Origin of the sequence: Streptomyces sannanensis (assembly GCF_039536205.1) — a bacterium.
Classification (GTDB): Bacteria; Actinomycetota; Actinomycetes; order Streptomycetales; family Streptomycetaceae; genus Streptomyces; species Streptomyces sannanensis.
In genome coordinates, this window is sequence record NZ_BAAAYL010000001.1 from 1,636,481 (window position 1) to 1,661,866 (window position 25,386).

Below are 25,386 nucleotides of genomic sequence, written 5' to 3' on the forward strand. Positions count from 1 at the left end.
TCTGGCCCCACACCAGTGCGCGCGAGGCCAGAACCGAGATTTTCAGTGATCTTCTAGACGGACCGCGGCGGATTCCTCTCCGAGTTGGGAGACAGCAGTGGTGAAGCGTTCGGTGTGCAGGCGGGTGGCATCCCGCAGGGCGCCGTCCTCGTCGACGCGCTGGCGCCGGTAGGCCACGACCAGGGCGACCAGGGCACCGGCCCCGGCGACCACTCCGAAGGACAGCTTCACCAAGTCGAACAGCGTCTTCGAGTCGACTCGGCGCTCAGGCTTGAGGCCTCGGGCGCCGAGCAGGTCCCATCCGGCATAGAACACGACGACGGCCACCAGGATCGCGGCAATGAAGGTCAGGCCGAGGACGGTTCCGACCGGCCAGAGCCTCAACCCACGCTGGTTCGTCCGGCGCCGGGGCACAGGTGCTGTCACACATCAACAGGACGGCCCGAGCCCGCCGCCGGTTGCGGCCACCCTCACGAGACCAGGGGGTTCGACGCGCCAACTCCCGGCGGCAGGCTTTAAGCACGCCGAAGGGCCCGCCATGCCTCCACGGCGGGCGGGCCTTTCGGTTGCCCAGGAAGGCTGCCCGGGCGTCAGCCGACGTCCAGGAGCACGGCGGTCACGAAGGCCTCCGCCTGGTCCTCCGACCACTTCCCGTACGGCACGCTGGCCTGTGTCAGGGAGTGCCGCAGGCACAGCGCCGCGTCTCTCAGGGGCACGGGCTGCTTGTCGCCCTCGTCGGCCGCGTCCTGGAGGGCGCGCCGGGCGACGCGTACGGCCGTCGCCGGGTCCACAGAGTGCACCCACTTCAGTGCCGTGATCACGTCGGTGTAGAGGTCACTCCAGCGCAGGTTGTCCATGCCGAACTGCTGGCCGTGGTGGCGCAGGTTGAACGCCAGGGCGTGGCCGATGGCGCCGGTAACGCCCGCCGGTAAGTCGCTCACGAAGACTCCTCAGTACTCGATCGGGTGGGGCCGGTTGTGCACGGCGCGGTCCTCCACAGCCCTATACGCGGCCGTGGCGTCCTCGCCCCGGGTAATCGTGCCAGCGAGGACCCCGGCGAGCCCGTTGCAGAGCACACGGGCTCGCCGTCGTCGGCGGGCAGCTCGCTCGGGACAGTGCACAGGTACAGGTTGAACACGGCCAGAGGCTTGGCGCCTATGACTCGGAGGCCTCCCGAGCCGTGACGGCCAGGAAACCGTTCGACACCCGCACGCGGGGCATGAGGTCGACGTCCGACAGCCCGGAGTTCGGGCGGGGCCCGCTCGCGCCCTGGTGCAGGGGAAGTCATGGCGGCACGGCCGAAAAAATGTGGCGCGCGCCCACCAGCGAGCCCGCCACCCTAGGACCGTGAGCGAAGCACTGGACGACCCCGATACCTGACCCGCCTGCCCCCACGGCGCTCGGACTGGCACAGCATCGCCGTCATCGGTAGCCCCCACGAGGACGACTTCGACGTAGCCCTCGGTTACTTGCAGGCGGCCGACATCCTCGCGAGTCACTGGATCCGCAATGGCACGAACGATGCGCTGCCTGTCCCGATCTACTACAACTACCGGCACGGCATCGAGCTGTCCCTGAAGGGCTGTATCCGCGTGGCGGCGGGCTGCCTGCGCCGCGACGGCGTCGAACTCCCGCCCGGCGAGCCCGACAAGCTCGTCAACGCCTCGCACGTGATCGGGCGCCTGGCGGATCGACTGAACCAGTACCTCAGCCAGCTCCTGGATGACCCGAACGATCGCATTCCTCAGGAGACCCAGGAGACCCTCGACTGGCTGCACCAGCTCGACGAGAACGGGCAAACGTTCCGATACAGCACCGTCAAGGGCGGTAAAGGCAGGGGAGTGGTGAGGGCCAGGCCGAACCAGCAGAACATCGACTTCGACGCAGGCTGGATGCTGTACGGCGGGGTAGGAGGCTACCTCGACAATCACGCCGAACTGCAGGCCGACTACTACGCAGAGATGGCACAGCACGCTTGGTGGTGAGAGATCTACGGGGCCCCAGGAGGAGCAACTAGAGCTGCGCTGGCCCGGCCCATTCCGGCGACAGGCGGGCAGTGCCTGATCGTCGTTCTCGCCGTGACAGAGACGCGAGGGCGCGCGCCAGCTCCGCGGAAGAGCCCGCGGCCGAAGCAGCGGGCCTCTTGTCGTGGGGCCCGGCAGCGAATGATCCTGCCGGGCCCGTACGGCATCCGCGTACTCAGGCGCCCGTCCGCGCCCAGTGGAGCTCAATGGTGGTCTGGTCGAACCCGGGGCCGCGCCGCGCTACCGGATGCACCCTCAACCGCAGGCCCAGGCCGTCCAGGACCCGCCGCTGCTGCGGCACCGCGAGCGCTTCCCACGTCTCCCCCGACCGCGGCCCCACGAGGCCATCGAAAGCGTCGAGGTCGAAGGCCGGCCGCAACCGGCGCGCCTCGTTCTGCGCGTCCGTGATCTGCTTCGCCAGCCTCGCCGTGATGCGCCGCAACTGCTCACGGGTAATGATCCCGTCCGCGTAGTCGTCCGCCGCCGCCTCCTGGCGCGCCTTCAACCTCTCTGCCCGTTCCAGGGCCGCCAGGGCCGCCGAGTCGTCCCCACGGAAGACCTCGGCCGCCTCCGGACGCGACAGCACCCCCACAACCACCCGCCCGACGTAGCGGTCGAGCGCCTCCTCATTCCGGCCGACACAGCCGCTCGCGTCGCAGACGTACGTCGGCTGCTTCTGGCCCCGCTTCGCGTTCCCCTTCAGCGCAACCCGGAGCACCGACCCGCACGGCCCGCACGTGGCGACCTCGCCCCACGTCAGCAGGTGCTTGCGCGCCCCCGGCAGCTCCCGCACCACGGCCCGCTCCGCGAACAGGTTCCGCAGCTGTGCGTACTGCTCGTCCGTGATGAGCGCCGGCCATGCCGCCTTGTACTCCACGCCCTGGTGCACGCGGAGCCCCACGTTCGCCGGCCGCAGCGCGAGCTTCTTCACGCTGGTCTTGTTCCACAGCGACCCGTCCGCGTTCTGTCCGACAGCCCGCCGTTTGAGGTGCATGCCGGCACCGGGCGACGGCACACCGCGCTCGTTCAGGTCAGCCGTGATGCCGATGAGGCTGCCTCCGGCCAGCAGGCGGGTGACGATCTCCCGGACAACCCCGGCCTGTACCGAGTCCTCGACGTCATGGAACCCGCTCACCTGCCCCCGGGCGTCGTACTCGTACTGACGCTGCCACCCGTACGCCACGGCGCCGTTCGCCCGGCCCTCCTGGGCGCGCTCCAGGGCCGCACGGGCAACACGTTCCGACTTCACCTCGGACTCGGCGGTGTCGGACTCGCCGAGGTTGGCGAGCTGCGACCGGTCCGACGCCTTCGCCATGTTGAACAGACCGCCGGACTCGAACGCGACCCAGCACCCCGCGTGCCTCAAGTCCTCGATCGCCTGCGCGCGCTCGACACGGCGCCGCCAGACGCGTGACGGGTGGTAGCCCGCGACGATGACACGGACACCGGGTTCGCGGGCGGCCTGGATGGCGTCGGCCATCAGCCGGTCATACTCGGGGCGTTCCTCACCCGAGTGGGCCGAGACGTCGTTCTCGATGTACTCGCCGCCGACCTCCCAGCCGTTCTCCTCGGAGAACGTGCGCAGGTCGCTCATCTGCCGGTTGACGCCCCGCCGACGGTCGCGCGGGTCCTCGGAGATCCGCGCGTACAAGAAGACGAGGGTACGGCGCGGGAGCGTCTTAGTGTTCACAGGACAGGACCCTAGAACTTCCCCGGCGGCGTGGGCAACACCTGGAAGAACCCTGACCACTTCGCCAGTCTGATCCACGACGTGGAGACCAAGCTGTTCGACCAACTCGCGGACGAGACCTGGGTCTACCCCGGCCACGGCAACGACACCACGCTCGGAGCCGAGCGCCCTCACCTGCCGGAGTGGCACGCGCGCGGCTGGTAGAAATCCTGCGGACGCCACGGATGTTGTCCGGATACGCTCCGGCCCCATGACGACGCCTCTGTATCCGCCCAAGCCCCGCCCCGGCGACCGGATCGCGGTGATCTCACCGTCCTCCGGTCTGCCGGGGCTGCTGCCGCTCCCGTACGAACTCGGACTGACGCGCCTCGAAAAGGACTTCGGCCTGGTGCCGGTGGAGTATCCGGCCACCCGCACAATGGGCTCCACGGCGCAGGAGCGCGCCGACGACATCCACGCCGCTTTCGCCGACGACTCCGTCAAGGCGGTGATCGCGAGCATCGGCGGCGACGACCAGATCACCGTACTGCCGCTGCTGGACCGCGAGTTGATCCGGGCGAACCCGAAGCCGTTCTTCGGGTTCAGTGACAACACCAATCTGCTGGCCTACCTCTGGAACACCGGGATCGTCGGCTACCACGGCGCGAGCGTGATGTGCGAGCTCGGCCGTCCGGGCGCGATGGAGCCGCTGACGGAGGAGTCCCTGCGGGCCGCGCTGTTCGGCTCGGGTCCGTACGAACTGCGCCCCGCCGAGCGGTTCCGCGACATGGACCGCGACTGGGCGGACCCGACGACCTTCGAGTCGGAGCCGGAGACCCGGCCGGGCGGCGGCTGGTTCTGGCACGGCCCCGAGCGGGTGGTGGAGGGCAGGAGCTGGGGCGGCTGTCTGGAGATCCTGTCCTGGCTGCTGATGGCGGACCGGGAGATCCAGGCCGACCTGTCGGCGTACGACGGCTGTGTGCTGTTCCTGGAGACCTCGGAGGAACTGCCGGCCGCGGAGGAGGTGTTCCGGATCCTGCGGAACATGGGCGAGCGCGGACTGCTGCAGCGCTTCCCCGCGCTGCTGATGGGGCGCCCAAAGACCTGGTCGTTCGAACAGCCCAACGGCCCGGAGGAGGCCGATCGTTACGCCCTGGAGCAGCGCAAGGCCGTGCTGCGCGCGCTGGCGCTGTACGCACCGGAGACGGTGGCCGTGTTCGACGTCGACCTGGGGCACACCGATCCACAGCTCGTCATACCCTACGGCGGGCTGGTCCGGGTCGACGGGCCGGCGCGCAGCGTGACGGTCACCTATTGATTCCAGGGCGCGCGACGCCCTCCCGGCGGCCCTCGTTCCGTGCGCACAGGGGGCGGCGGGGAGGCCGCCATGAAGCGCTCCGGGGGCGCGGCCGCATCCATGGGATGCGCAGCGGCAAGGTGTCACTGGTGACCGGGCAGCGCCGGCGGACGGTGCACACCTTCCCCCTGCCGATGCGCCGACGTGCCTCGCACGCCCCCGTAACCGTCGACGGTTACGGACAGTTGGCGCGATATGCAGACCAGTCACACTCCGTCCATGGCGCGGCTTGCCGCGGCCTCGCTCGCCGGCACCGCCGTCGAGTTCTACGACTTCTTCGTCTACGGCACGGCCGCCGCGCTCGTCCTCGGTCCGCTCTTCTTCCCCACGTTCTCGCCGGTCGCCGGGACCCTGGCCGCGTTCGGCACCTTCGCGGTCGGTTTCGTCTCACGGCCGCTCGGCTCCGTCCTCTTCGGGCACATCGGCGACCGGCACGGACGGCGGCCCGTACTCTTCGCCTCACTGCTGATGACCGGGCTCGCCACGGTCGCGGTCGGCTTCGTACCGACGTACGCGTCGATCGGTGTGGCCGCGCCCGTACTCCTGCTCGTGCTGCGCTTCCTCCAGGGGCTCGGCCTCGGCGGGGAGTGGGGCGGGGCGGTACTGCTGACCGCGGAGCACGCCCCGGCCGGGCGGCGCGGGCTGTGGGCGAGCTTTCCCCAGGTCGGGCCCGCGGTGGGGTTTCTGCTGGCCAACGGGGTGATGCTGGTGCTGTCCGTCGGGCTGAGCGATGCACAGTTCCAGGAGTGGGGATGGCGGGTGCCGTTCTGGGTCGCGGGCGTCCTGGCGGCCGGCGGGCTGCTGCTGCGCGGCTCGCTGACGGAGACCCCGCAATTCCGTGAGCTCGCCGAGAGCGGGCAGCGGGCGAGTGTGCCGCTCGCCGAGGTGATGCGTGGGCACTGGCGGCTGGTGCTGCTGACGGCGGGCGCGCTCGCCGTCGGGTACGCCGTCTTCTACGCGGTGTCCACGTGGGCCCTGTCGTACGGGACCGAGCGGCTCGGCGTCAGCCGGACGGTGATGCTGACCTGCATCATGGCCGCCGTGGCGGTGAAGGGCGCGGTGACGCCGTTGGTTGCCATGCTCGGCGACCGTTACGGGCGGCGGCCGCTCTGTCTGACCGGGTGTTCGGCGGTGGCGCTGTGGATGTTCCCCATGGCCGGGCTGCTGCACACCGCGCAGCCGCTGCTGATGTTCCTCGGCTGCCTGGGCGCGCTGCTGGGGTTCATCACCATGTTCGCCGTGGTCGCGGCCTATCTGCCCGAGCTGTACGAGCCGCAGGTGCGCTGCACGGGGGCGGCGGTCGGCTACAACCTGGCTGGGGTGCTCGGCGGAGCGCTCACCCCGATCGTGGCCACGGAGTTGGCGGGCGGGGAGGGCCCGCCGTGGGGGGTCGCCGCGTATCTGACCGCGGTGGCGCTGCTCAGTCTGGGCTGCTTCGCGCTGCTGCCGGAGACCCGGCCGGTCACGGCGGCAGCCGAATCGGCGGCAGCCTGACCGGGCCTCGCCGCTGCGAGCACCGGCCGGGACGAGCGGCAGTCCTGCGCTCACCCCGGCCGGTGGTGGAAATCCCTACGTCGTGCGCCGTCAGGCCTCGACGCGCTCCGGCTGAGCCTTCTCAGCCGCCTCGGCCTTCTTCTGCTTCCCGGTGGCGATCAGGCTGGTCACCGTCGTGACGATCAGCACACCGCAGATGACGGCCAGCGAGAACGGGATGGAGATCTCCGGAACGTGCGCCCCGGACTCGTGCAGGGCGTGCAGCACCAGCTTCACACCGATGAAGCCCAGGATGACGGACAGTCCGTAGCTGAGGTGGACCAGCTTCTTGAGCAGTCCGCCGATGAGGAAGTACAGCTGGCGCAGACCCATCAGGGCGAAGGCGTTGGCGGTGAAGACGATGTACGGGTCCTGGGTCAGGCCGAAGATCGCCGGGATCGAGTCCAGCGCGAACAGCACATCGGTGGTGCCGATGGCGAGCATGACGACCATGAGCGGAGTCAGGACGCGCTTGCCGTTCTGCTGGATGAAGAGCTTGGTGCCGTGGTACTTGTCGGCGACACCGAAGCGCCGCTCGACCGACGTGAGGAGGCGGTTCTCCTCGAACTCCTCTTCCTCTCCGCCGGAGCGCGCCTCCTGGATCAGCTTCCACGCGGTCCAGATCAGGAACGCGCCGAAGATGTAGAACACCCAGGAGAAGCTGGCGATGATCGCCGCGCCGGCGGCGATGAACACCGCGCGCAGGACCAGGGCGATGAGCACACCGACCAGCAGCACCCGCTGCTGCAGCTGGGACGGCACCGAGAACTTCGCCATGATCAGGACGAAGACGAAGAGGTTGTCGACACTCAGCGACTTCTCGGTGATGTAGCCGGCGAAGAACTCGCCGGAGGCCTGGCTGTTGCCGAATATCAGCAGGCCGAGGCCGAAAAGGGCGGCCAGGACGATCCAGACCACGGTCCAGATCCCGGCTTCCTTGACCGACACGTCATGGGGCTTGCGCCCGATGTAGAAGTCGACTGCGATCAGGGCGGACAGACCGAGAATGGTCAGCGCCCACAGGGTCCACGAAACGTCCACTGCGCCTCCGGCGTCGTACGGCTACATGATCAGCGTCGTCGCTGCCGGAGGTCTCTTCCGCCCGTTGGTGTCACGGGCCGACGCCCCGGGACCGGTCACGGTCCGTACTGACGGGAACGCCGCAGTCGGGAGTACTCCCCTCCGCTCCGAGCGAGAGTACCGGAAACACCAAGGAAAGGTAAAGAAATCGGTAAAGGAATGGGTAAATGCCCAGGTCAGCCCCAGGGCCAGCGGTCTCCGGCGACCTGCCCGAGGACCTGCCCCAGCACCTCGCTGCCCCGCGGAGGCAGTATCGGCTCATACGTCCAGGTGTGCCCGACCCACGGGTCAGCCAGGTGGTCGTCCGGCACCGGGCTGAGCCGCAACAGGGAACGCCACAGCGGATCGAGCACCGGGCCGTACGTGGCGGCCTCCTCGCGGTCGGCGACCATCATCAGATGGACCCCCACCGAGGGTCCCTCGTCGGCGATGTAGCGCAGCCGGTTCACCGTGCGGTCGTCGAAGCCGTGCGGGAAGTCATTGACGATCAGCAACTGCTCCCCGGGGTCCAGCCCGGGCGGAAGCGCGTCGGCGGCGTTGCCGCGGGCCGCCATCTGCAGAAGGTCCACCCGCCGGGTCAGGCCTTCGAGCACCGCGCCCGGCCCCTGGGCACCGGTAGCGAGCGGTTCGGACAGCGCACCCGAGGCGGTGAGCTGAGCGAACGCGACGGCCGCGGAACCCGCGGGGTCGATGACGCGGACCGTGTACGCACCGGGCGGATGGATCGCGAGCAGCCGGGCGGCCAACGCGGCCGCGGTCTCCAGGGCGAGCCCGTGCAACTGCTCGGCGTCCATCAGCGCCGCGGCGTCCGATCCGGAACGTCCGGCATCGATCCACAGACCGCGCTCCAGCGGCAGCCGTACCAGCATGGGGATGCGCAGGGCGGTGCGCTCGGGCAGGTGCAGATCGCCGATACGCAGGGCCATCGGGGCCTCGGTGGGGACCTGGTAGGCCTGCCAGACGGGGTTGTCCCAGCGTGCGAAGGCGGCGGGCAGGGCCGGCTCGACGACCTCGGACTCGGCGGCGAGCTGGGCGATGTCCCGCTCGAAGGCCTCCCGGGCCCGGTCGACCAGCTCGTCCCGCTTGGCACGGGCCGCCTCGCGCCCCTGGTCACCGGCGGAGCCGATCCGGCTGCGCGGGTCGGAGAGCACACGGTCGAGCTCCTGCTCCATCCGTAAGTCCGCGAAGTCGACGGCGCTGCGATAGGAGGCAGCGGTGCGGGCCAGGTCCTCGAACATCCCCCAGACCTGGTTGTAGAGGCGCTCCTCCATGGACCAGCCGGTGGCGTCCCCGGCGACGGGCCGGGCCGGCTCGTCGGGCGCGGCGGGCGGAGGGGCGGAGGCCTGACGGCGAGGATGCGCGTAACTGATCCGCCCGTCGGTGGTGGCTCCGGTGCCGCCGACAGACGCGGGCTCGGGCCCATCGCCGGGGCCCGGGGAGTGCGGGAGCAGGTGCTCGTCGTGGGCGCTCGTGGCGGCGGGGCCGGAGCGGCGGGCCGGGTGGCCGTAGTCGATGGTCCCGGTGGCCGCCGCGGCGTGCGGGGGGCCGTCGGGGCCGGGACTGCCGGCGGCCTCGGGGGTGCCGGTGCCGGCCGCGGCCGTGTGGATGGACGCGGCGAGCTCATGGGACTGGTGCAGGCCCTGGTCGGCGAGGAGCGCCGGGAGGCCGGAGGCGTAGCCCTGGCCCACTGCGCGGACCTTCCAGGCGTCCTGACGGCGGTAGAGCTCCAGGGCGACGACGGCGGCCTCGGCGTCCAGGCCGGTGATGGTGTAGCGGGCGATCTCGGTGCCGTCGACGCCGGTGACGGCGACCGAGGGTGCGGCCAGCTCCCCGAAGCGGGCCGGGCCGCCGGTCCCCGGGAGCAGGGCCAGCAGCACGCCGACCCGGTGCACGGCGGCGGGAAGGGCGTCCAGGTCCACGGCGAGCCGGTGGCCGGCCGAGGTCTGCCGGAGCACTTCGACGCCGGGGAGCCGCGGCGCGCCGGGATGGGCGACCCATTCGGCACCGGCCACGGTGCCGTGCTCGTCGCCAAGGGTGGCGCCGGCGACGACCGGGCCGCCGGCGGACACACGAATCTCCAGACGGGTCCGGGGCAGAGCGTGGTTCTGTCCCCGGACCAGTTCGGCAGTCATCGACTACAGGTGCGGCAGGATCGCCGGCATCAGGTCCTGGAACGTACGGCCGTTGGCCGGGTTGCCCAGGGCCGTCATCTTCCAGCCGGCACCGGCCCGGTGCACCTTGGCCATGATCTGCGCGGTGTACTGGCCACCGCCGTCCAGGGTGTAGCGCGCCATCTCCTGGCCCGTTGTCTCGTCGACGAGGCGGCAGAAGGCGTTCTGCACCTCCTGGAACGTCTGGCCGGTGAACGAGTTCACCGTGAAGACGATCTGGTCGATGTGGACCGGCACCCGCTGGAGATCGACGAGGATCGCCTCGTCGTCGCCGCCCTGGCCGACGCCGCCGACCAGATTGTCACCGGTGTGGCGCACCGAGCCGTCGTCGCTGACGAGGTGACGGAAGAACACCACGTCCACCGGCTGCTTGTCCGCGAACAGCACCGCCGAGGCGTCGAGGTCGATCTCCCGGGTACGCGAGCCGAACAGGCCGCGGCGCGGCGCCGCCTGCCAGCCGAGACCCATCCGCACCGCGGTCAGGGTGCCGCCGCCCTGCTTCTCCAGGCTGATGGCCTGCCCCTTGGTCATATTGACCGTCACGCGCTGTCCCCTCTCCATCCCCACAGCTTTGGTGTGCAGTTGCCAGCAGCCTACGCAGTGCCACTGACAGAGCGGCGGCTCCGACGCGTTTTGTGTCGGTCTTGCAACACACGCGCCGCCACCGTGTCAGGCCAGCCCCGCCTCCTTCATCTGCCGCAGCTCCTTCTTGAGTTCGCCGACCTCGTCACGCAGCCGTGCTGCCATCTCGAACTGCAGATCCGCGGCGGCGGCCCGCATCCGGCCGGTCATCTCCTCGATCAGCTCGGCGAGTTGCGCGGCGGGGCGGTCGGTGAGCGCCTCGGCCTCGACGGCCTTGCCCTTCGCGGCCTTTCCGGCCTTGGCCGCCTTGCCGCTCTTCGCGGGCACGGGTGCCTTGGCGCCCTTGCCGTCCTTGGCCTTGCGGTAGCCGCTGCCGAGCAGCTTCTCCGTGTCGACCTCCTCGCGGGCGATGGTCGCGACGATGTCGTTGATCTTCTTGCGGAGCGGCTGGGGGTCGATCCCGTGCTCCTTGTTGTACGCGACCTGCTTCGCCCTGCGCCGGTTGGTCTCGTCGATGGCCCTCTCCATCGCCGGGGTGATCTTGTCGGCGTACATATGGACCTGGCCGGAGACATTGCGCGCGGCACGGCCGATGGTCTGGATCAGCGAGGTCCCGGAGCGCAGGAAGCCCTCCTTGTCGGCGTCGAGGATGGCGACCAGCGACACCTCGGGCAGGTCGAGGCCCTCACGCAGCAGGTTGATGCCGACGAGGACGTCGAACTCACCGGCCCGCAGCTCTCGCAGCAGTTCGACGCGGCGCAGCGTGTCGACGTCGCTGTGCAGATAGCGCACCTGGATGCCGAGTTCCAGGAAGTAGTCGGTGAGGTCCTCGGCCATCTTCTTGGTGAGCGTGGTGACCAGGACGCGCTCGTCCTTCTCCACCCGCTTGCGGATCTCGTGCACCAGATCGTCGATCTGCCCCTCGGTGGGCTTGACGACGACCTCGGGGTCGACCAGTCCGGTGGGGCGGATGATCTGCTCGACCTGACCGTCCGAACGGGACAGTTCGTACGGGCCGGGGGTGGCGGACAGATAGACGGTCTGGCCGATCCGCTTCTGGAACTCCTCCCACCTCAGCGGGCGGTTGTCGAGCGCGGACGGCAGCCGGAAGCCGTGCTCGACCAGGGTGCGCTTGCGGGAGGCGTCGCCCTCGTACATGGCGCCGATCTGCGGCACGGTCACGTGCGACTCGTCGATGACGAGCAGGAAGTCGTCGGGGAAGTAGTCGAGGAGGGTGTGCGGCGGCGTGCCCGGCTCGCGGCCGTCCATGTGCATCGAGTAGTTCTCGATGCCGGAGCAGGTGCCGATCTGCCGCATCATCTCGATGTCGTACGTCGTGCGCATCCGCAGCCGCTGGGCCTCCAGCAGCTTGCCCTGCTTCTCCAGCTCCGCCAGGCGCTCCTCGAGCTCCCTCTCGATGCCGTTGACGGCCTTCTCCATACGCTCGGGGCCCGCGACGTAGTGGCTGGCCGGGAAGACGTACAGCGCCCGGTCCTCGCTGATGACCTCGCCGGTGAGCGGGTGGAGCGTGGAGAGGGCCTCGATCTCGTCGCCGAACATCTCGATGCGGACGGCCAGCTCTTCGTAGACCGGGAAGATCTCGACGGTGTCACCGCGCACCCGGAAGGTCCCCCGGGTGAACGACAGGTCGTTGCGGGCGTACTGGATCTCCACGAAGCGGCGCAGCAGCTGGTCGCGGTCGATCTCCTCGCCGACCTTCAGCGGCACCATCCGGTCGACGTACTCCTGGGGCGTACCGAGGCCGTAGATGCACGAGACGGAGGCGACCACGACCACATCGCGCCTGGTGAGCAGCGAGTTGGTGGCCGAATGGCGCAGCCGCTCGACCTCTTCGTTGATCGAGGAGTCCTTCTCGATGTAGGTGTCCGACTGCGGGACGTATGCCTCGGGCTGGTAGTAGTCGTAGTACGAGACGAAGTACTCGACGGCGTTGTTCGGCAGGAGCTCGCGGAACTCGTTCGCCAGCTGGGCGGCGAGCGTCTTGTTCGGCGCCATCACGAGAGTCGGGCGCTGGAGCTTCTCGATCATCCAGGCGGTGGTCGCCGACTTACCCGTGCCGGTCGCACCGAGCAGGACGACATCCTTCTCGCCTGCGCGGATGCGCCGCTCCAGGTCGGCGATGGCCGTCGGCTGGTCGCCGCTGGGCCGGTAGGGACTGACGACCTCGAAAGGCCGGTCACTGCTCCGGCGGAGCTGTTCGATCTGAGATACGGGCCGCATGGAACCAACCGTACGACCCCGCACTGACACTCAGGTCCCCGTCACCAGTCCCACGGGGAGGCGGAGCCGTGCCGCTCGGCCGGCGGTGGAGCCGACCGGCCCCGCGGCTCCGGGTAGGAGGGGCGGTGCCGCGGCACCGGCCGGGGCCGGGGCTGCCGGTGGTGCCGGTCGGGTTTGCCCATCACGACCAACGGATCGAACATCACGACGGCGGCGGCGAGGAAGAGGAAGACCACGGGGCCGATCAGCATCGGCGCCAGCAGGGCGGCCGACGAGTCTCCGACGGCGGAGGAAGCCGTTCCGTGCACCTGCACCCGGAGGGCGGCCATGCCCGTGTAGTGCATACCGCTCACCGCCACCCCCATGACGAGACTGGCGCCGAGGCTCGCCAGGAAGCCCTGCACCGCGACCGCCGCCCACAGCGCGGCGGTGGCCGCCACGACGGCGATCACCACCGACAGGCCGACGGTGAGGGTGTCGTACTCCAGCCGCCCGTGCAGCCGCATGCCGTCCATGCCGAGGTAGTGCATGGAGGCGACCCCCAGGCCGGTGATCGTGCCGCCGGTCCCCAGGGACATGACGGTGGCGCCGCGGTATCCGACGATGAAGACGCCGATACCGGCCATGACGACGGCGACCCCGAGGCTGGCCAAGGTGGTCGCCGTGTCGTAGCTCAACGGCACCTCCTCGACCGTGAACCCGATCATCGCGATGAAGTGCATGGTCCAGATGCCCGCGCCGATGGATACCGCGCCGAGCGCCAGCCAGCCGGGCTTCCAGGAGTGGTCCACCAGCACGGAGCGGGCGGTGCAGCGCAGTCCGAGCGCCCCGCCGAGGCACGCCATGACGTACGCGACGACGGGCGTGACAAGGCCGTAGGTGAATCCGTCGACCGTGCCGTGCATATCCGTACCCTTCGGCCCCGTGCCTGGCTGAGGCGGTGCGACTTCCCCCCAGTGTGCGCTTGCCTGGTTCCGGCCGAGACCAGTGCCCCTCCCGGCAACGTTTGCCCCGTCGCGACGCTCCCCCAGCTACCTCCCCCAGCTACCTCTGGGGGTGCCCCCAGGGTGCCCCCGGGCACGCACGCTCGCTGCGTCGGCCGAAAACCCAAGGAACGCTGCTACGAGGGCCTTCGGCCGCCTTGCGATCGCACGCACCGGACGCCGCTCCTCGACGGGCAACGTTGCCGGTCGAGGCACCAGGACGAGCGGAAGAGCTCGGACATGACTTCCTGGTAATTGTCCGGTACGGAAACTGTGGGCAGGTCCGGACCACATGATTCCGTTCACCCGGTGGCCACCCCGCTGCCGGTTTCCGTTGACCGCCGGGTGACACTGTCCGGCCTGACGAGATTCCCTGACACGAGGAGTTCCCGTGCCCCTGGTCATCGCCCACCGGGGTGCTTCCGCGTACGCCCCCGAGAACACCCTGGAAGCGGTCGACCTGGCCGCCGCGATGGGGTTCGACTGGGTCGAGAACGACGTGCAGCGCACCAAGGACGGCGAACTCGTCGTCGTCCATGACGACACCCTGGAGCGGACGACGGACGCCGAGCAGGTCTTCCCGGACCGCGCGCCCTGGCGGGTCGCCGATTTCACGGCCGCGGAGATCGCCAAGCTGGACGCGGGGGGCTGGTTCGGCGAGCGCTTCGAGGGAGCGCGGGTGCCGACGCTGACGGAGTACCTGGAGCGGCTCGAGGACAACGGCCAGAGCCTGCTGCTGGAGATCAAGGACCCCGAGTTGTACCCCGGCATCGAGCGGGACATCCTGCGGGTGCTGCGCGAGGGCGGCTGGCTGGACCAGGACCACATCGCGCACCGGCTGGTCGTCCAGAGCTTCGGCGAGGACAGCATCAAGGAAGTCCACCGGCAGTGCCCGGAGATCACCCTCGGCTTCCTCGGCACGCCCCCGGTACCGGAGCTGCCCCGGTACGCGGCCTTCGCGGACCAGATCAACCCGGAGGACACGACGCTGTCCGCGGAGTGGGTGGCGGCGGTGCACGCGCTCACGGGGCTGCACGGCAGGCCGCTCCAGGTGAGCACCTGGACGGTCGTCGACGCGGCGACGGCCGGGCGGGTGCACGATTTCGGCGTGGACGGCATCATCACCGACACCCCCGACGTGGTAGGCGACGTGGTGCGGCCCGCCGGCTGAGACTCCGGTGTCAGTGCCGGGCCGTACGGTGGTCGGCGTGAACACCGATGCGCTGTACGTGGAGTGGGCCGTCGTCGGCAGCGACATCGGGCCGCTGCTGCTCGCCGCCACCGACAAGGGGCTGGTGTACGTGGTCTTCCACGCCGACGACAGGGTGCGGGACAGAGCACTGGCCGCCCTCACGGCGCGGCTGGGGGCGGAGCCGGTCCCGGCGTCCGGCACGGGCCGGCTCGCCGAGCCGATACGCCAGCTCGCCGCGTATTTCGCGGGCCGGCTGCGGGAGTTCACTCTGCCCCTGGACTGGTCGCTGATCTCCGGGTTCAACCGGGAAGTACTGCGCGAGCTGGCGACAGGCGTCCCGTACGGCACGGTCGTGGGATACGGCGAGCTGGCCCAACGGGTGGGCCGGCCGGGCGCCGCTCAGGCCGTCGGCGCGGCCATGGGCTCGAATCCGCTGCCGGTCGTGGTGCCGTGCCACCGGGTGGTGGAGAGCGGCGGCGGTCTCGGCGGGTTCGGCGGGGGCCCGGAGACCAAACGGAAGCTGCTCGCTCTGGAAGGAGTGCTTCCGGAGCCGCTCTTCTGAGTTCCCCAGCGATGTAAGGGGTGGCAGACTGCCGCGGTGACTACGAACACAGATATGTCCGGGCCCTGCTGTACCGGCCTGCGCCATGGCGCGGTCGCCCCCGGAAAGGCACACGCACGGTGACGGCCACGGACAAGACCGCGGTCGCGCCGCCGGTTACCCCGGCCGAGCTGCCCGCCCTGCGCCGCCGCACCTCGGCGGTGCTCGTCATGAGCCAGATCCTCGGCGGCCTCGGCGTCCCGATCGGCATCGCCCTCGCCCCCGTGCTGGCGACCTCGGTCAGCGGTTCCGAGGCACTGTCCGGCCTCGGGCCCACCGCTTCGGTGGCCGGCACCGCCGTACTGTCGGTGCCGCTGGCCTCCCTGATGACCGCTCGCGGCCGCCGCGCCGGGCTCGTCCTGGCCTATCTGATCGGTGCGGCCGGCGGCGGCCTGGTCGTGCTCGCCGCCGTCATTGGCAACTTCCCCCTGCTGCTGCTCGGCATGGCCGCCTTCGGCGCCGGCTCCTCGGCCAATCTCCAGGCCCGGTTCGCCGCGGCGGACCTCGCCGAGCCGGACCGGCGCGGCCGGGCGATCTCCACGGTCGTCTGGGCGACCACGATCGGCGCCGTACTCGGCCCGAACATAGCCGCGCCCGTGAGCCGTGGGTTCGCGGGCACCTCCATACCCGAGACGGCGGGCCCCTTCCTCTGGGCCGCCGGGATCTTCCTGCTCGCCGCCCTGCTGGTCGGGACACTGCTGCGGCCCGACCCGCTGCTCACCGCCCGGGCACTGGCCCCGCAGGAGGAGCAGTCGGCGGAGAGCCGTTCACTGCGCGCGGGACTCTCCGCGGTGGCCGCCTCGCCACGCGCCAGGCTGGCCCTGCTGACGGTCGCCGTGACCCACACCGTGATGGTGTCGATCATGGTGATGACGCCCGTCGACCTGGGCCACCACGGCGCCGATCTGGAGCTCATCGGCCTCGTCATCAGCGGTCACATCGCCGGCATGTACGCCTTCTCGCCCGTCATGGGCTGGCTGTCCGACCGGGTCGGCCGGCTCGCGGTGATCGGCCTGGCCGCCGGCCTGCTGTCCTGCGCGGCGCTGCTCGCCGGTACGGCGGGCGCGAGCCACGGCCGTACCGCCGCCGGACTGTTCCTGCTGGGCCTCGGCTGGTCGGCCGGGCTGGTGTCGGGCTCCGCCCTGCTCACCGACTCGGTGCCGCAGGCCACCCGCGCCGCGGTGCAGGGCCTGTCGGACCTGACCATGAACACCGCGGCGGGCATCGGCGGCGCGGCCGCCGGTCTGATCGTCGCCGGGTCGAGCTACGGAATGCTCAACCTCGTCGGAGCGTGCCTGCTGCTTCCGATGGCCGGACTCGCCCTCTGGAGCCGGGTCAGGCACTGACCGTCGGCGGCCGGCCGCCGGGGCCGGCCGTCACAGGGTGATGTGGTACGCCTTGCGCAGCGTCTCGTGGACCGTCCAGGTCGTACGGTCCCCCTCGCGCAGCACACAGGCGTCGCCGGGGCCCACCTCGAAGGTGTCCCCGCCCGCCACCTCGATCGTCGCCCGGCCGCTGACCACCACGAAGAGCTCATCGGCCTCGGTGTCGGTCACGACGCCGGGCGTGATCTGCCAGATGCCGCGCACCTGCTTCCCGTCCGGCGACTCCCAAAGGACCTTGCCGGTCACGACCGGGTCCCCGGAGATGATCTGCTCCAGGTCGAGCGGCTCGGGCTCCAGCTCGGCGTCCGGGATGTGCACGGCGAAGGAGGCAGGGGCGTGATCGGTAGTTCTCATGCCCCGAACCCTAGCGAGCCGGCCCAGGGCGTCTCGGTGGACGCAGAGCCGACCCTTGCCGCGAAATCCTCGACAGGCTGCCGGATCCGGGCATGACCCCGGAGGGAACGAAGCGTTCCTCAGGAGCCGGGCCGGGGCAGGGATGGAGCATGCCTCACGACACGCTGCTGCACCTGTCCGAAGAAGTACAGGACGCGCTGGCCGAAGACCGGCCCGTGGTCGCCTTGGAGTCGACGCTCATCGCCCATGGGCTGCCGCGGCCGCGCAATCTGCGGGTCGCCGAGGAGCTGGAAGGGCTGGTACGGGCCGCCGGCGCCGTACCGGCCACCATCGCCGTCCTCGACGGGCGCATCCATGTGGGCCTGGACAAGGCCCGGTTGGAGCGGGTGGCGCAGGACCCGGAGCTGCGCAAGCTCGGCCACCGCGATCTCGCGCCCGCGCTCGTCGCGGGCGCGAGCGGCGCAACCACCGTGTCCGCGACGGCCTTCCTGGCCGAGCACGCCGACATCCGGGTCTTCGCCACCGGCGGGCTCGGCGGGGTCCATCGCGCCTGGGCGCGCGACCAGGACGAGTCGGCCGACCTGCGGCTGCTGGCGCAGGCCCGGATCACGGTGGTGTGCGCCGGCGTGAAGTCGGTCCTCGACGTCCCGGCCACCCTCCAGCGCCTGGAAACCCTCGGCGTGACCGTCCTCGGTTACGGAACCCGCGAGTTCCCCGGCTTCTGCCTGAGCAGCTCCGGCCTGCCGGTCGACTGGACGGTCCACACGCCCGAAGAAGTCGCGGCGGTGATGCGCGCCAAGGACACCCTCGACGCCCCGGACACTGCGTTGATCGTGGCCAACCCCGTCGCCGAGTCCCTCCAGCTCGACCCCGCCCTGCACGATCGCGTGCTGGCCGACGCCCTCGACGAATGCCATGAGCGCGGCATCACCGGCCAGGCGGTCACCCCGTTCCTGCTCGACCATCTGATGCGGCACACCGGCGGATCGTCACTTGAGGCCAATGTGGCGGCAGTACGCGGCAATGTGCGGCTGGCCGCCCAGATCGCTGTGGCGTGGACCGCTAGGACCTGATGCCGCTCCATGCGGGCCGCCGCGGATCGTCGGCCCGTACGACGACATCGGCGGCCCCGTCGGGGTCCACCTCCTCCTCGTACCGCGCGAAGGCGGGCAGCGTCCAGTGCTCGCCCTCCGGTGTACGACGCCGCAGCGCACCCGGCGAGAGCCGCAGATGCACCGTGAGGTCGAACGGGAACCAGTGGCCGAGCAGCAGCGGCCCGTGCACCACCAGCACCCCGCCCGGGGGCAGCTCGACCGGCGCGCTGCGGGTCGCCCGGTCGGTGGCCGGGTCCCACAGATCGGGCAGAACGCGTCCCGAGCCGCCCGCCTCCAGCGGCCCGAAGACCTCCCGCCAGAGGGCACCCACGTCGAACCAGCCGCCGAAGTAAGCCTCCGGGTCCCGGCGTCCGTATTCGTACCGCAGCGAGGCGGGCCGCAGAAACCCGCCGGTGCCGACGACGAGCACGGCCCGTCCACGCGCCCGCAGCGCCTCGGCAAGAGCCTCGGCGGCCTCGCCGGTCCGGGCGGCGGGCGCACCGTCGACACCGATGCGCAGCCACGGGGAGCCGTCCTGCGCGGTGAGCTTCGCGGCATGGCCGGCAAGGGCGTCGGTCAGCCGTTCCCAGGTGATCGGTTCGAGTCGCACCTGCCCATCATCGCCGCCCGTCCCACCAGCGGGGTGCCCGGTCGTCGGGTTCGCCGGGGCTCGCGAAGTGGAAGGGCACCCTGAAGCGGGCGGCGAGCTCCCGCCCGGTCGCGGTCGCCTCGTCGCTCTGTTCCAGGCCGCGGATGCTCGCCAGAGGCACCTCCTCCCACGGATCCGCGAGGATCGCCAGCAGGTCGACGATCCAGCCCTGGGTGTCGCCGTCCCACACGGCCTCGAAGGCCACCGGCGGCCGCGGCAGTCCGCCGACTCGGGCAGCGAGCGTGTCGGGGTCGCGGGGCGGCAGCGGGACGAGCCGGTCGGCGAGCAGCTCGGTGCGCTCGGCGATCAGGATCTGACACCCGGCCAGGCCCGGCACGGGCTCGATGCCCGACTCCCGGATCACCCGGACGGCACGGATGAGCTGTCGCTGGACGACCTCGGCGTCGACGCGTTCGCGTACGGGCTCGGGCAGTCGGTCCCACAGAGTGGTCGAGCGCATGCTCCGACCCTGCCACCGACGGCAGGGCCGGAGCATCCGGATTACGGACCGGTCAGCACCGCGCGGTGGGGGTTTCGGAGGCGAAGCAGTGACCGAGTTCGGGTGCGAGGCCCTGGCTCGTGGTGCCCGGCACCCGCTCATGAAGCATGAACCCCGGCTACTCGCCGGCGCAGTCCGGGGCTTCGGCGTCGACGGAGAGCGGCGCCCCCTCGGGCACCATGTACGTCGCATACAGCACGACCGGCTCGGTGCCGAGGTTGCGTCCGATGTGCACATGGTGCCGGCCGGACGGCTCGATGAACGACTTGCCCGCGGGCGTCACTTCGACCGAGCAGTCGTCGAGGGTACGGGTCAGCGCACCCGACTGGACGACGGCGATCAGCTGGCCCGGGTGGTAGTGCCAGCCCGTGGAGCCGCCCGGCTGGACGGTGATGGTGCGTACGACGACATCGGTGCGGCCCTTGGCCTTCACCGTGAGCGTCCCGTCCGACGTGCCCTTGGCGAGCACCGTGCCGGACACCCCGCTGCCGGGGGTGGCGAGGGCGGCCGACGGCACCAGGCCCAGCGCGGCGACGCCGCTCGCCACCACCGCGGCCTTGCGTATCCGTCCCCGCCGCTTGCTGATCCCCATGTCAGTCCCCTCCCCAAGGTGCGGGCCATCGTGGCCCGTTGGCGAAAACCGGCCACACGCTACTCGATGCGGCAGCACATGGTGCAGAGATCCGCACAGCTGACACACCCTCAAGAAACATGAAACGATTGCAGATCGGACCTGAACACGACAGCTCGGAGGACGGACACGCGATGGGGACGGCGTTGATCGCGGTGGTGGGCACCCTGCTGGGGTCGGTCGCCACGTACTGGTTCCAGTGGCGCACCACGGAACGCGCGGCCGTCCTCACCCGCGCGGAGAAACTCCGGCAGGAACGGATCGCCGCCTACAGCACCTTCGCCAGCGCCCTGGTGGACCTGCGGCACGGGGAGTACGACCGCTGGCATCGCACCCGTGAGGATCCCGGGTCCCGGAGCGCCGAGGAGGCCCGCCTGGAGTCGTACCGTCTGCGTTCCATCGCCCAGCAGGAACTGATCCACCTCAAGCTGGTGTGCGACGAACCCGCCGTCGTCCAACTGGCCGAGGAGGCCATGAAGGTCACCGCCTGCATACACGACGCCCCGGACGACACGGACCGCTCGCTGCGCTCGGACCAGTCGCGTCAGGCACTGGCCAAGTTCATAGAGGCGGCCTCCCCCGGGGTTCGCTGACATCATGACCAGCTCATCGCTTCTGGTCATCGAGCCACGGCGGCACCACCGCTGCGCCGCGTGCCGGCGGGGCCCGCTCCCCCGCCTGGTACTGGAGAACGACGCCCCGCACTGCCTGGACTGCGCCGACCTCGGCCATCTCGTTTTCCTGCCGCGCGGCGACACGGCGCTCACCCGCCGCGCCCGCGAGTGGAGTTCGCTGTCCGCGGTCGTCATCCGCTTCAACCGGCGCCGGGGACGCTACGAACGCCGAGGCGTCCTCGTCGAGGAGGCCGCCCTGGCCCGTGCCGAGGAGCAGTGCCTGGCCGACGCCGATGCCCGGGCCCGCCGCCGGGAACGCGACGCGGCCCGCCGCGCCACCGAGGACGTGCGCTTCACGGCGGCGCTCGCCGACGAGGTCCTGCGGCTCTTCCCCGGCTGCCCGCCCGAGCGCGCCCGCGAGATCGCCACCCACACCTCGGTCCGCGGCAGCGGCCGCGTCGGCCGCACCGCGGCGGGCCGCGCCCTGGACGCCGCCGCGGTCACGGCGGCGGTACGGGCGTCCGTACGCCACGTGGACACGGAGTACGACACGCTGCTGATGAACCGCGTACCCCGCCGCGAGGCCCGGGCGCGGGTGGCGCGGGTGATCGAGGCGGTGCTGGCCCGGTGGGCGGCCGAGGGTGGTGTCTGACCTCAGGTCTCGTACAGGCTCAGCAGGGCGCCGACCGGGTCGTGGTCGGGTGGGCCCTGGGGCCACCAGTCGCCGCGAGCGACGGCACGGTAGGGATACCAGCGTCCGTCGTGGCCGTAGCGGAGCTGGCGGGTGCGCCAGGAGTCGGTGATGCGGTTGTGCGAGGCGCTCATCTGCGGCAGGTCGGCGGCGGCGAGTTCGGTACGGGTCCGGTCGAGGACGTCCGCGGGCGGCGACCAGGTGGTTTCCAGTACGGCGAGGCCTTCGGCGCCGCCCTGGTGCCAGGCGGCGACCGCCCGCGTCAGGTCCAGTGGCTTGCGGCCCACCGCCGCCGCCAGGGCGCGGAACTGTGTGGTCAGCCCGCCGCGGCCGGCGAACCGCGGGTGGGTGGCGGCCAGCCGTACCGCGTCGGTCCAGGCGTCGGAGCCGGGGAAGAGCTCGGTGCCGGCCGTCAGGAAGGCATGCGCCCGGACCGCCGTGTCGAGGGCGAGGAATGCGGGGCCCTGCGGCTGCCCGGCGCCGGGCAGGTCCGGGAGCAGCGGCGGCGGGCCGGGCTTCCCGGGAACGGGCAGCGGGTCGGGGAGCGGGGGCCGGTCGCGTACGGCGAGGGCGGCGCGGGCCGCGACGCCCGGGCGGACCTGCGACGCGGCAGGTTCCTCGCGGGCGGCGCGCGCGGCGAGGGCGGCGTTGCGACGGTGGAGTTCGGTGAGGAGTTCGCGCTCTCCTCGGCCGCGCATCAGCAGCAGGACGAAGGGGTCCGCGTCGAGCAGCCTGGCCGCCTGGTAGCACAGGGCCGCCGCGTGCTTGCAGGGGTAGCCCCAGTCGGGGCAGGAGCAGTCGGGAATGAGATCCGAGGCGCCGGGCAGGAGCTGCACCCCGGCGCCTTCCGCCGCGTCGGCCAGTGCGTACGGCATGTCCTTGTCGAGCAGTGCGGCGATGTGCTCGGGCCGTTCGGCCACGGTGTCGAGGAAGTGGTCCCATTCGTCGTCGGTCAGCACCCTGAGCCGTACCCCGCTGCGGTACGGGCGCGGTCGGCTGCCGGAGACGGGCGCGGCGATACGGCCCGGGGTGACCGTGATCGTGCCGACATGGCCGCCGCGCGCGTACGTGCGGCCCCGCCCCAGGCGGCCCGGGTCCAGGGAGGTCTCCTCCAGCGCCTCCACCCAGGCGTTGCCCCACCAGGACTCGGCGAACGGTCCGCGGCTGCGCGGGCGCGGCGGCAGCGGGTCGAAGGCCCGGACGCGGTCGTCGGCCTGGTGCCCACGGCTCCCGCGGGGGCTCATGCGGACCTCCTCAGGGCGACCAGTTCGGTGAGTTCCGCGTCGGTCAGCTCGGTGAGCGCCGTCTCTCCGCCGGACAGCACGGCGTCCGCGAGCTCCCGCTTGGACTTCAGCAGCAGCGCGATGTTCTCCTCGACCGTGCCCTCGCTGATCAGCCGGTGCACCTGCACGGCCTGGGTCTGGCCGATGCGGTAGGCACGGTCGGTGGCCTGCTCCTCCACGGCCGGGTTCCACCACCGGTCGTAGTGGACGACGTGTCCGGCGCGGGTGAGGTTGAGACCGGTGCCCGCCGCCTTCAACGACAGCAGGAAGACGGGGACTTCACCGGACTGGAAGCGGTCCACCATTCTCTCGCGTTCGCGTACCGGTGTGCCGCCGTGCAGCAGCTGGTTGCGGATGCCGCGGCCGGCCAGATGCCGTTCGATGATCCGCGCCATCTGCACGTACTGGGTGAAGACCAGCACCGAGCCGTCCTCGGAGAGGATCGTGTCCAACAGCTCGTCGAGCAGGTCGAGTTTGCCGGAGCGGCCGGTTCCGGCAGAGTCCTTGAGGTACTGCGCGGGATGGTTGCAGATCTGCTTCAGGGCGGTGAGCAGCTTCATGACCAGACCGCGACGCGCGATGCCCTCCGCCGCCTCGATCCTCGCCATGGTCTCACGCACCACGGCCTCGTACAGCGTGGCCTGTTCGCGGGTGAGGGAGACGGGACGGTCGGTCTCGGTCTTGGGCGGCAGTTCGGGGGCGATACCGGGGTCGGACTTCCTGCGGCGCAGCAGGAAGGGACGTACGAGACGGGCCAGCCGCTCGGCCGCGAGCGGGTCCTCCCCGGCCTCGACGGCCCGGGCGTGCCGGGCACGGAAGCTGTTCAGGGTGCCGAGCAGGCCCGGAGTGGTCCAGTCGAGGATGGCCCACAGTTCGGAGAGGTTGTTCTCGACGGGGGTGCCGGTGAGGGCGATACGCGCCGGGGCGGGGATGGTGCGCAGCGCCCCGGCGGTGGACGAGCGCGGGTTCTTGACGTGCTGCGCCTCGTCGGCGACCACAAGGCCCCAGGACTGCGCGGCGAGTTCGTCCGCGCTGGTGCGCATCGTGCCGTAGGTGGTGAGGACGAAACCGCCGTCCAGGCCGTCCAGTGTGCGGGCGGCGCCGTGGAAGCGGCGCACGGGCACGCCCGGCGCGAACCTCTCGATCTCCCGCTGCCAGTTGCCGAGCAGCGAGGCCGGGCAGATCACCAGGGTCGGCTCGGTCCTGGCCCGGTGCAGATGGAGGGAGATCAGGGTGATGGTCTTGCCCAGGCCCATGTCGTCGGCGAGCACGCCCCCGAGACCGAGCGAGGCCATCAGGTCCAGCCAGGCGAGGCCGCGCCGCTGGTAGCCGCGCAGGGTGGCGTGCAGGCCGTCCGGCTCGGGCAGCGGCTCGGGGGGCTCGGTCAGCCGGTCCCGCAGCCGGGCGAGGGCACCCACCGGAACCGCCTCGACGGTCTCGCCCTCCACCTCCGCCTCACCGCTCAGCACGGCGGACAGCGCGTCCAGCGGGCCGAGCAGGCCGAGCTGCCGCTCACGGGCCTTGCGTACGAGGGCCGGGTCGGCCAGCACCCACTGGTCGCGCAGCCGGACGACGGGACGCTGCGCCTCGGCGAGCGCGTCCATCTCGGCCTCGGTGAGCTCCTCCCCGCCGAGCGCGAGCTGCCAGCGGAACTGCAGGAGTTCCTCCGCGTCGAAGAAGCCCCGCCCGTCGGCGGCCAGGCCCGGCGCCGGGCGCACCACCGCGCGCGCCGTCAGATCGCGGGCGAGCTCCTTCGGCCAGTGGACGGCCACCCCGGCCGCGTCCAGCCGCTGGGCTCCCTCGCCCAGCAGCTCGTACAGCTCCTCCTCGTCGACCCGCAGTACGTCCGGAACACGCAGCTCCAGCAGCCGGCCGAGCGGCTCCCAGACACGGGCGGCGCGCCGCAGCGCGAGCGCGGTGTCGACACGGGCGCGCGGCCCGAAACCGCCCGCGCCGCCCTGCCACAGCTGCGCGGCGTCGGTGAGCAGGGTGGGGTCGGCGAGGCTGTGCACCTGCACGACGGCGGCAGCCACCGTGCCCTCGTCGAAGGCGTCGTACGCCGCCAGGTCCAGGCGGAGCGAGACCCGCACCCCGGCGTCCATGCCGGCCGCCACCTCGTCGGCCCAGTCGCGGGCACCGGGCAGCCGCTGCGGTTCGCGCGCCGCGAAGGGGGCACCCGTGGCATGGGCGGCGGCCGGGGTGCGGGACAGGGTGTCGGTGACCGCGTCGAGGAAGGCGCGCACCAGGTGCTCGGGGTCGGGCAGTTCGAGGGGCGTACGGTCCGGGAGCGGCACCGCGTACCCCTCCGGGGGCAGTGCGGCGGCGACGGCCCGCACATGGGCCACGTCCTCGGCGTCGAGCGGCCCGGCCCGCCAGGCGTCCACGCCGTCGGCCGTCAGGCCCGGCAGCAGCCGGCCGCGCGCGGCGAGCCCCACCGCGTGCAGGACGGCGGCGCCCCAGCCCGCGGCGGCCGGATGCGCACCGGGGTCGTGGCGGGCCCGGGCCAGCAGCGGCACGGCCTCGTCGAGCGGCAGCTCGACGGCGGGCACCGCGCGGCGGCGGACACCGCCGCCGTGACGGCGGACGACGGTCAGCTCGGTGGCGGCCCCGGCGAGCAGGCCTCTCCCGTCCGGCCGCCAGAAGGCGATCCGCCCCTCGCGGGGCACGGGTGCGGGCAGGAAAACCGCCGCGCACCGGACGAGGTCATCGCGCCCGGGCGACCGCTTCGACGCCACTGTCCCCTCGCCCCCTTG

Annotated in this window: 21 protein-coding genes and 3 pseudogenes; 10 read left to right on the top strand and 14 right to left on the bottom strand. The window is 71.5% G+C overall.

Annotation, left to right across the window (positions count from 1 at the left end):
• Window positions 1-54: 54 nt before the first annotated feature.
• Together ABD858_RS07560 and ABD858_RS07565 are read right to left on the bottom strand one after the other, a co-directional pair.
• A pseudogene (locus tag ABD858_RS07560) lies at window positions 55-426 on the bottom strand (pentapeptide repeat-containing protein); the annotation flags it as partial.
• Between the two features lie 164 nt (window positions 427-590).
• Complete coding sequence (locus ABD858_RS07565; RefSeq protein WP_345035390.1) at window positions 591-941, bottom strand: hypothetical protein; 351 nt, start codon at window positions 939-941, stop codon at window positions 591-593.
• Window positions 942-1,469: 528 nt separating this feature from the next.
• On the opposite strand from ABD858_RS07565, the gene ABD858_RS07570 reads away from it, so the two are divergent.
• Window positions 1,470-1,985, top strand: coding sequence for a hypothetical protein (locus tag ABD858_RS07570; protein ID WP_345035391.1), 516 nt, complete (start codon window positions 1,470-1,472; stop codon window positions 1,983-1,985).
• 214 nt (window positions 1,986-2,199) lie between these two features.
• Here ABD858_RS07570 and ABD858_RS07575 read toward each other — a convergent pair whose 3' ends face one another.
• Window positions 2,200-3,714 (bottom strand): recombinase family protein, encoded by a 1,515-nt coding sequence (locus ABD858_RS07575; RefSeq protein ID WP_345035392.1) that lies wholly within the window; start codon window positions 3,712-3,714, stop codon window positions 2,200-2,202.
• 18 nt (window positions 3,715-3,732) lie between these two features.
• On the opposite strand from ABD858_RS07575, the pseudogene ABD858_RS07580 reads away from it, so the two are divergent.
• The 3 genes and pseudogenes from ABD858_RS07580 to ABD858_RS07590 all read left to right on the top strand — a co-directional run.
• A pseudogene (locus ABD858_RS07580) lies at window positions 3,733-3,918 on the top strand (MBL fold metallo-hydrolase); the annotation flags it as partial.
• 46 nt (window positions 3,919-3,964) lie between these two features.
• Entirely contained in the window at window positions 3,965-5,011 is a 1,047-nt protein-coding gene (locus ABD858_RS07585) for a S66 family peptidase (RefSeq protein WP_345035394.1), read from the top strand.
• A 258-nt stretch (window positions 5,012-5,269) separates the two neighbouring features.
• Complete coding sequence (locus ABD858_RS07590; protein ID WP_345035395.1) at window positions 5,270-6,544, top strand: MFS transporter; 1,275 nt, start codon at window positions 5,270-5,272, stop codon at window positions 6,542-6,544.
• Between the two features lie 90 nt (window positions 6,545-6,634).
• Here the strand turns inward: ABD858_RS07590 and ABD858_RS07595 are convergent, their stop codons facing one another.
• The 5 genes from ABD858_RS07595 to ABD858_RS07615 all read right to left on the bottom strand — a co-directional run bounded on the left by ABD858_RS07595 (window position 6,635) and on the right by ABD858_RS07615 (window position 13,562).
• Window positions 6,635-7,624, bottom strand: coding sequence for a TerC family protein (locus ABD858_RS07595; RefSeq protein ID WP_345035396.1), 990 nt, complete (start codon window positions 7,622-7,624; stop codon window positions 6,635-6,637).
• A gap of 215 nt (window positions 7,625-7,839) precedes the next feature.
• Window positions 7,840-9,795 carry a TerD family protein gene (locus ABD858_RS07600; protein WP_345035397.1) on the bottom strand — a complete coding sequence of 652 codons (1,956 nt, stop codon included), beginning with the start codon at window positions 9,793-9,795 and terminating at the stop codon, window positions 7,840-7,842.
• A gap of 3 nt (window positions 9,796-9,798) precedes the next feature.
• Window positions 9,799-10,377, bottom strand: coding sequence for a TerD family protein (locus ABD858_RS07605; protein WP_345044332.1), 579 nt, complete (start codon window positions 10,375-10,377; stop codon window positions 9,799-9,801).
• A gap of 126 nt (window positions 10,378-10,503) precedes the next feature.
• Window positions 10,504-12,657: an excinuclease ABC subunit UvrB gene (uvrB, locus tag ABD858_RS07610; RefSeq protein WP_345035398.1), complete on the bottom strand. Its 2,154-nt coding sequence runs from the start codon at window positions 12,655-12,657 to the stop codon at window positions 10,504-10,506.
• A gap of 41 nt (window positions 12,658-12,698) precedes the next feature.
• Window positions 12,699-13,562, bottom strand: coding sequence for an MHYT domain-containing protein (locus tag ABD858_RS07615; RefSeq protein WP_345035400.1), 864 nt, complete (start codon window positions 13,560-13,562; stop codon window positions 12,699-12,701).
• Window positions 13,563-14,028: 466 nt separating this feature from the next.
• Here ABD858_RS07615 and ABD858_RS07620 point away from each other — a divergent pair.
• From ABD858_RS07620 to ABD858_RS07630, 3 genes and pseudogenes are all read left to right on the top strand, one after another.
• Window positions 14,029-14,811: pseudogene (locus ABD858_RS07620) on the top strand (glycerophosphodiester phosphodiesterase); the annotation flags it as partial.
• Between the two features lie 13 nt (window positions 14,812-14,824).
• Complete coding sequence (locus ABD858_RS07625; RefSeq protein ID WP_425586165.1) at window positions 14,825-15,394, top strand: methylated-DNA--[protein]-cysteine S-methyltransferase; 570 nt, start codon at window positions 14,825-14,827, stop codon at window positions 15,392-15,394.
• A 119-nt stretch (window positions 15,395-15,513) separates the two neighbouring features.
• On the top strand, window positions 15,514-16,779 hold the full coding sequence (locus ABD858_RS07630) for an MFS transporter (protein ID WP_345035404.1): 1,266 nt from the start codon (window positions 15,514-15,516) through the stop codon (window positions 16,777-16,779).
• A gap of 30 nt (window positions 16,780-16,809) precedes the next feature.
• On the opposite strand, the gene ABD858_RS07635 is transcribed toward ABD858_RS07630, so the two are convergent.
• Window positions 16,810-17,172: a cupin domain-containing protein gene (locus ABD858_RS07635; RefSeq protein WP_345035405.1), complete on the bottom strand. Its 363-nt coding sequence runs from the start codon at window positions 17,170-17,172 to the stop codon at window positions 16,810-16,812.
• Window positions 17,173-17,321: 149 nt separating this feature from the next.
• Between ABD858_RS07635 and ABD858_RS07640 the strand changes: the two genes are divergently transcribed.
• Window positions 17,322-18,245 (top strand): pseudouridine-5'-phosphate glycosidase, encoded by a 924-nt coding sequence (locus ABD858_RS07640; RefSeq protein WP_345035406.1) that lies wholly within the window; start codon window positions 17,322-17,324, stop codon window positions 18,243-18,245.
• Here ABD858_RS07640 and ABD858_RS07645 read toward each other — a convergent pair.
• From ABD858_RS07645 to ABD858_RS07655, 3 genes are all read right to left on the bottom strand, one after another.
• The gene (locus tag ABD858_RS07645) at window positions 18,235-18,876 is read right to left on the bottom strand and encodes a nucleoside/nucleotide kinase family protein (protein WP_345035408.1); all 642 of its coding nucleotides are present in this window, start codon (window positions 18,874-18,876) and stop codon (window positions 18,235-18,237) included. The two genes, ABD858_RS07640 and ABD858_RS07645, sit on opposite strands and share 11 nt — an antisense overlap.
• A gap of 7 nt (window positions 18,877-18,883) precedes the next feature.
• Window positions 18,884-19,375 (bottom strand): hypothetical protein, encoded by a 492-nt coding sequence (locus ABD858_RS07650; RefSeq protein WP_345035409.1) that lies wholly within the window; start codon window positions 19,373-19,375, stop codon window positions 18,884-18,886.
• A gap of 157 nt (window positions 19,376-19,532) precedes the next feature.
• Complete coding sequence (locus ABD858_RS07655) at window positions 19,533-20,006, bottom strand: cupin domain-containing protein (protein WP_345035410.1); 474 nt, start codon at window positions 20,004-20,006, stop codon at window positions 19,533-19,535.
• A 128-nt stretch (window positions 20,007-20,134) separates the two neighbouring features.
• Between ABD858_RS07655 and ABD858_RS07660 the strand changes: the two genes are divergently transcribed.
• Together ABD858_RS07660 and ABD858_RS07665 are read left to right on the top strand one after the other, a co-directional pair.
• Entirely contained in the window at window positions 20,135-20,638 is a 504-nt protein-coding gene (locus ABD858_RS07660) for a hypothetical protein (RefSeq protein WP_345035411.1), read from the top strand.
• Between the two features lie 4 nt (window positions 20,639-20,642).
• Window positions 20,643-21,311 carry a DUF2293 domain-containing protein gene (locus ABD858_RS07665; RefSeq protein ID WP_345035413.1) on the top strand — a complete coding sequence of 223 codons (669 nt, stop codon included), beginning with the start codon at window positions 20,643-20,645 and terminating at the stop codon, window positions 21,309-21,311.
• Window positions 21,312-21,313: 2 nt separating this feature from the next.
• Here ABD858_RS07665 and ABD858_RS07670 read toward each other — a convergent pair whose 3' ends face one another.
• A complete protein-coding gene (locus ABD858_RS07670; RefSeq protein ID WP_345035414.1) occupies window positions 21,314-22,594 on the bottom strand; it encodes an SWIM zinc finger family protein in 1,281 nt (426 codons plus the stop codon).
• Window positions 22,591-25,368, bottom strand: coding sequence for an SNF2-related protein (locus tag ABD858_RS07675; RefSeq protein WP_345035415.1), 2,778 nt, complete (start codon window positions 25,366-25,368; stop codon window positions 22,591-22,593). The genes ABD858_RS07670 and ABD858_RS07675 overlap by 4 nt, the downstream gene beginning before the upstream one ends.
• Window positions 25,369-25,386: the final 18 nt, after the last annotated feature.

What these genes read in the sequence shown, in the direction of transcription:
- ABD858_RS07635 (WP_345035405.1), bottom strand. Translation starts at nt 17,172, where the DNA reads ATGAGAACTACCGATCACGCCCCTGCCTCCTTCGCCGTGCACATCCCG.
- uvrB (WP_345035398.1), bottom strand. Translation starts at nt 12,657, where the DNA reads ATGCGGCCCGTATCTCAGATCGAACAGCTCCGCCGGAGCAGTGACCGG.
- ABD858_RS07655 (WP_345035410.1), bottom strand. Translation starts at nt 20,006, where the DNA reads ATGGGGATCAGCAAGCGGCGGGGACGGATACGCAAGGCCGCGGTGGTG.
- ABD858_RS07600 (WP_345035397.1), bottom strand. Translation starts at nt 9,795, where the DNA reads ATGACTGCCGAACTGGTCCGGGGACAGAACCACGCTCTGCCCCGGACC.
- ABD858_RS07590 (WP_345035395.1), top strand. Translation starts at nt 5,270, where the DNA reads ATGGCGCGGCTTGCCGCGGCCTCGCTCGCCGGCACCGCCGTCGAGTTC.
- ABD858_RS07665 (WP_345035413.1), top strand. Translation starts at nt 20,643, where the DNA reads ATGACCAGCTCATCGCTTCTGGTCATCGAGCCACGGCGGCACCACCGC.
- ABD858_RS07650 (WP_345035409.1), bottom strand. Translation starts at nt 19,375, where the DNA reads ATGCGCTCGACCACTCTGTGGGACCGACTGCCCGAGCCCGTACGCGAA.
- ABD858_RS07670 (WP_345035414.1), bottom strand. Translation starts at nt 22,594, where the DNA reads ATGAGCCCCCGCGGGAGCCGTGGGCACCAGGCCGACGACCGCGTCCGG.
- ABD858_RS07640 (WP_345035406.1), top strand. Translation starts at nt 17,322, where the DNA reads ATGCCTCACGACACGCTGCTGCACCTGTCCGAAGAAGTACAGGACGCG.
- ABD858_RS07585 (WP_345035394.1), top strand. Translation starts at nt 3,965, where the DNA reads ATGACGACGCCTCTGTATCCGCCCAAGCCCCGCCCCGGCGACCGGATC.
- ABD858_RS07615 (WP_345035400.1), bottom strand. Translation starts at nt 13,562, where the DNA reads ATGCACGGCACGGTCGACGGATTCACCTACGGCCTTGTCACGCCCGTC.